This is a genomic window from Mycobacterium sp. E3247, from assembly GCF_001667785.1.
Taxonomy (GTDB): domain Bacteria; phylum Actinomycetota; class Actinomycetes; order Mycobacteriales; family Mycobacteriaceae; genus Mycobacterium.
Map to the genome: position 1 here is coordinate 1 of NZ_LZJG01000426.1, position 4,973 is coordinate 4,973.

A 4,973-nucleotide genomic window follows, 5' to 3' on the forward strand; every position below is an offset into this window, starting at 1 on the left:
GCGGCCATGATGCCCTTGAAGGACGGGAAGCGCGGCTCGTTGATCTTCTCGGTCACGCTCACCACCGCGGGCAGGGTGGCCTCGAGGCTGAAGACGCCGTCGTCGGTCTCGCGCTCGCCGGTGACCTTGCCGCCCTCGATCGACAGCTTGCGCAGGTGGGTCAGCTGCGGAAGGCCCAGGTACTCGGCGATGATCGCCGGCACCGCACCGCCCGAGCCGTCGGTGGACTCGTTACCGGCGATGACGAGCTCGGTGCCCTCGATGGTGCCCAGCGCGCGCGCCAGCGCCCAGGCGGTTTGCACCACGCAGGAACCGCGCATGCCGTCGTCCTTCAGGTGGACGGCCTTGTCGGCGCCCATCGACAGCGCCTTGCGGATCGCCTCGGTGGCGCGTTCGGGGCCCGCGGTCAGCACGGTCACCGACCCCTCGCCGCCTTCCCGCTCACGGATCTGCAGGGCCTCTTCGACGGCGCGCTCGTTGATCTCGTCCAGTACCGCGTCGGCGGCCTCGCGGTCCAGCGTGTAGTCGCCGTCGTTCAGCTTGCGTTCCGACCAGGTGTCTGGGACCTGCTTGATCAGGACCACGATGTTCGTCATGAGTGTGGTTCGTCCTCCTCGAAGGAGTCTCGCAGCAGTCGACCACGAGACTTTCAGTACGCGTTTAGCAGCGCACGGTCGTGTTACTACCGGGTAACTTTGTGCAGCCTGCAGTCACACCATAGCGGGTCGTACTGCACGTTCTTGCGGCGTGTCTACCGTCGGCGACCGGGGGCGCCTCGTTCCCGGTTCGCGAATCCGACACTTCGCGTTAGCCTGCCTATGCGATGAGCGCAACCGTCCCCGACGTACCCCGGCACAGCCTCGGCGATCCGACGCCGGCGGCTGACCCAGTCCTGATGTTGACCGGCGAGCGCACCATTCCGGACCTGGACGTCGAAAACTACTGGTTCCGCCGCCATCAGGTGGTTTACCAGCGACTGGGCGGGCTGTGCGCGGGCCGCGAGGTGCTCGAGGCCGGCTGTGGCGAGGGGTATGGCGCCGACCTGATCGCCGGCGTCGCCCGCCGGGTCGTGGCCGTGGATTACGACGAGGCGGCCGTGGCGCACGTGCGCGCCCGCTACCCGCGGGTGGAGGTCATGCGGGCGAACCTGGCCGAGCTTCCGCTGCCCGACGCGTCGGTGGATATTGTGGTCAACTTCCAAGTCATCGAGCATCTGTGGGATCAGGCACAATTCGTGGCCGAATGCGCGCGGGTGCTGCGTCGCGACGGGCTGCTGATGGTGTCCACACCGAACCGGATCACGTTCTCCCCGGGCCGCGACACCCCGATCAACCCGTTCCACACCCGCGAACTCAACGCCGGTGAGCTGACCCAGTTGTTGGTCGACGCCGGCTTTCGCGACGTAGCGGTCTCCGGGGTGTTTCACGGTCCGCGGCTGCGGGAGTTGGACGCCCGCCACGGCGGCTCCATCATCGACGCGCAGATCGAGCTCGCGATGGCCGGCAAGCCCTGGCCGCCCGAGCTGGCTGCCGACGTCGCCGCGGTGACCACCGACGACTTCGACATCGTCGAGGACGGCCGCCGTGACATCGACGACAGCCTGGACCTGATCGCAATCGCGGTAGCGCCGTGAGCGATTCGCTCGACCCGGTGCCCGGCATGTTCACCCTGGTCCTGCACACCCACCTGCCGTGGCTGGCCCATCACGGGCGGTGGCCGGTCGGCGAGGAGTGGCTCTACCAGTCGTGGGCGGCGGCCTACCTGCCGCTGATGCGGGTGCTGAGCGCGCTGGCCGACGAGGATCGCCGCGGGGTGGTGACCCTCGGCGTCACTCCGGTGGTGAACGCGCAGCTCGACGATCCGTACTGCCTCGACGGCATGCACCACTGGCTGGCCAACTGGCGGCTGCGGGCGGCCGAGGCCGCCAGCGTGCGGTCCGCGCCCCGGTCGAAGTCGGCCGGTTTCCAGTCCTGCACGCCGGAAGCGTTGCGCACCTTGGGTATTCGCGAATGCGCCGAAGCAGATCGGGCGCTCGACGAGTTCGCCACCCAATGGCGGCACGGCGGCAGCCCGCTGTTGCGCGCCCTGATCGACGCCGGCACGGTGGAGTTGCTCGGCGGACCGCTGGCCCACCCGTTCCAGCCGCTGCTCGCGCCGCGGCTTCGCGAGTTCGCCCTGAGCGAGGGGCTCGCCGACGCAGAGCTGCGGCTCGGGCCGCGCGGAAGGCACCGCCCGAGCGGCATCTGGGCGCCCGAATGCGCGTACGCCCCCGGTCTGGAGGACGGTTACGCGGCCGCGGGTGTCACCCACTTCATGGTCGACGGCCCGTCACTGCACGGCGACACCGCCCTGGGCCGGCCGGTCGGCGACACCGACGTGGTCGCGTTCGGGCGCGACCTGCAGGTCAGCTACCGGGTCTGGTCGCCGAAATCGGGCTACCCGGGGCACGCCGCCTACCGCGATTTCCACACCTACGACCACCTCACCGGGCTGAAACCGGCGCGGGTGACCGGCCGCAACGTGCCGTCGGAGGCGAAGGCGCCCTACGACCCCGAGCGCGCCGATCATGCGGTCGACGTCCATGTCGCCGACTTCGTCGACGTGGTCCGCAACCGGCTGGCGAGCGAATCCGAACGGATCGGGCGGCCGGCCCACGTGGTGGCCGCCTTCGACACCGAACTGTTCGGCCATTGGTGGTACGAGGGCCCGACGTGGCTGGCGCGGGTGCTGCGCGCCCTGCCCGCCGCCGGCGTGCGGGTGGGCACGCTGAGCGACGCCATCACCGACGGATTCGTCGGGCGCGCAGTGGCATTGCCGCCCAGTTCGTGGGGCTCCGGCAAGGACTGGCAGGTGTGGGCCGGCGACAAGGTGGCCGACCTGGTCCAGCTCAACGCCGAAGTGGTGGACATGGCCCTGAGCACAGTGGACAAGGCGTTGTCGCAGCGGGCATCGCTGGACGGGCCGCTCCCCCGCGACCACGTGGCCGATCAGATCCTGCGCGAGACCCTGCTCACGGTCTCCAGCGACTGGCCGTTCATGGTGAGCAAGGATTCGGCCGCCGACTACGCGCGCTACCGTGCGCATCTGCACGCCCACGCCACCCGCGAGATCGCCGGGGCGCTGGCGTCCGGGCGGCGGGACACCGCCGGCCGGCTGGCCGAGGGCTGGAACCGCGCCGACGGCCTGTTCGGCGCGCTGGACGCGCGCAGGCTGCCCCGATGAGGTGGTGGGCCGCGTGAAGATCCTGATGGTGTCGTGGGAATACCCACCGGTGGTGATCGGCGGCCTCGGCCGGCACGTGCACCACCTGTCGACCGCGCTGGCCGCGGCCGGTCACGAGGTCGTCGTGCTGTCCCGCCGCCCGTCGGGCACCGATCCCAGCACGCACCCGTCGTCCGACGAGGTGGTCGACGGTGTCCGGGTTGTCGCGGCCGCGCAAGACCCGCACGAGTTCTCCTTCGGCGCCGACATGATGGCGTGGACACTGGCGATGGGTCATTCCATGATCCGGGCCGGGCTGTCGCTGAAGAAGCGCGGCAGTACACGGCCGTGGCGCCCCGACGTAGTGCATGCGCACGACTGGCTGGTGGCGCATCCCGCGATCGCCCTCGCCCAGTTCTACGACGTGCCAATGGTTTCCACCGTCCACGCCACCGAGGCCGGGCGGCACTCCGGCTGGGTGTCCGGCGCGATCAGCCGGCAGGTGCACGCCGTCGAGTCGTGGCTGGTGCGCGAATCCGATTCGCTGATCACGTGTTCGGCGTCGATGGCCGACGAGATCACCGAACTGTTCGGTCCCGGCCTGGCCGGAATCACGGTCATCCGCAACGGTATCGACGCCGCGCGCTGGCCCTTCGCCGAGCGTCGGCCGCGCACCGGGCCCGCCGAGCTGCTCTACCTCGGGCGGCTCGAGTACGAGAAGGGCGTGCACGACGTCATCGCCGCCCTGCCACGGATCCGGCGCACCCATCCCGGGACCACTCTGACCATCGCCGGGGAGGGCACCCAGCAGGAGTGGCTCATCGAGCAGGCCCGAAAGCATCGGGTGCTCAAGGCAATCCGGTTCGCCGGACACCTCGACCACGCGGCGCTGCTCCCGGTGTTGCATCGGGCCGACGCCGCGGTGCTGCCCAGCCACTACGAGCCGTTCGGGATCGTCGCGCTGGAGGCCGCCGCGGCGGGCACCCCGCTGGTGACCTCCAACATCGGCGGCCTGGGCGAGGCGGTGATCAACGGCCGGACCGGGGTGTCGTGCGCGCCCCGCGACGTCGCCGGGCTGGCCGCGGCCGTGCGGTCCGTGCTCGATGATCCGGAGGCCGCGCAGCGACGCGCCCACGCCGCCCGCGAGCGGCTCACCTCGGCCTTCGACTGGAAGACCGTGGCGCAGGAGACGGCGCAGGTGTATCTGGCCGCCAAGCGCGGCGAGCGCCAGCCGCACGCGCGCATGCCCATCGTCGAACACGCCCTACCGAACCGCTAACCTGCAGTATGGGGCTGGAATACTCGAGCGTGGTCGACGCGCCGATCGCCGACGTCTTCGCTTGGCACGCCAGACCGGGCGCGTTTACCCGACTCTCGCCGCCGTGGCAGCCCATGCGGCTGGTCACCGAGGCCACCTCGCTCAGGGACGGCCGGGCCACGCTGGCGCTACCGGGCGGCCTGCGCTGGGTCGCCGTGCACCAGCCCGACGGCTACGACCCGCCGCGGCGCTTCGTCGACGCCATCGGTGGTGACGGGCTCGCCGCGCTGCCGGCGCGAACCGCGGTGCGCTGGCGGCACACCCACGATTTCGAGGACGTCGGTGGCGGCCGCACCAGGGTCATCGACCGGGTGGAAACGCCGGTACCGGCCGCGTTACTGCGCCCCATGTTCACCTACCGGCACCGTCAGCTGGCCGACGATCTGGCCGCGCACCGGCTGGCCGCCGAGAACGGGCTGGCGACGGCGACGGTCGCCGTCACCGGGGCGTCGGG

At 70.9% G+C, this 4,973-nt stretch carries 5 protein-coding genes; 4 read left to right on the forward strand and 1 reads right to left on the reverse strand.

Annotation, left to right across the window (positions count from 1 at the left end):
• Positions 1-596 (reverse strand): electron transfer flavoprotein subunit beta/FixA family protein (locus tag A9X04_RS21930; RefSeq protein ID WP_067924976.1); only part of this gene is annotated, 596 nt, incomplete at its 3' end.
• 227 nt (positions 597-823) lie between these two features.
• On the opposite strand from A9X04_RS21930, the gene A9X04_RS21935 reads away from it, so the two are divergent.
• The 4 genes from A9X04_RS21935 to A9X04_RS21950 all read left to right on the forward strand — a co-directional run.
• Positions 824-1,633, forward strand: coding sequence for a bifunctional 2-polyprenyl-6-hydroxyphenol methylase/3-demethylubiquinol 3-O-methyltransferase UbiG (locus A9X04_RS21935; RefSeq protein WP_067924980.1), 810 nt, complete (start codon positions 824-826; stop codon positions 1,631-1,633).
• A gap of 26 nt (positions 1,634-1,659) precedes the next feature.
• Positions 1,660-3,222: a 1,4-alpha-glucan branching protein domain-containing protein gene (locus tag A9X04_RS21940; protein WP_369828992.1), complete on the forward strand. Its 1,563-nt coding sequence runs from the start codon at positions 1,660-1,662 to the stop codon at positions 3,220-3,222.
• A 13-nt stretch (positions 3,223-3,235) separates the two neighbouring features.
• The gene (locus tag A9X04_RS21945) at positions 3,236-4,480 is read left to right on the forward strand and encodes a glycosyltransferase family 4 protein (protein ID WP_067924990.1); all 1,245 of its coding nucleotides are present in this window, start codon (positions 3,236-3,238) and stop codon (positions 4,478-4,480) included.
• Between the two features lie 8 nt (positions 4,481-4,488).
• On the forward strand, positions 4,489-4,973 hold a 485-nt coding region (locus A9X04_RS21950; protein WP_197509288.1), incomplete at its 3' end, for an SRPBCC family protein.

What these genes read in the sequence shown, in the direction of transcription:
- A9X04_RS21935 (WP_067924980.1), top strand. Translation starts at nt 824, where the DNA reads ATGAGCGCAACCGTCCCCGACGTACCCCGGCACAGCCTCGGCGATCCG.
- A9X04_RS21940 (WP_369828992.1), top strand. Translation starts at nt 1,660, where the DNA reads ATGTTCACCCTGGTCCTGCACACCCACCTGCCGTGGCTGGCCCATCAC.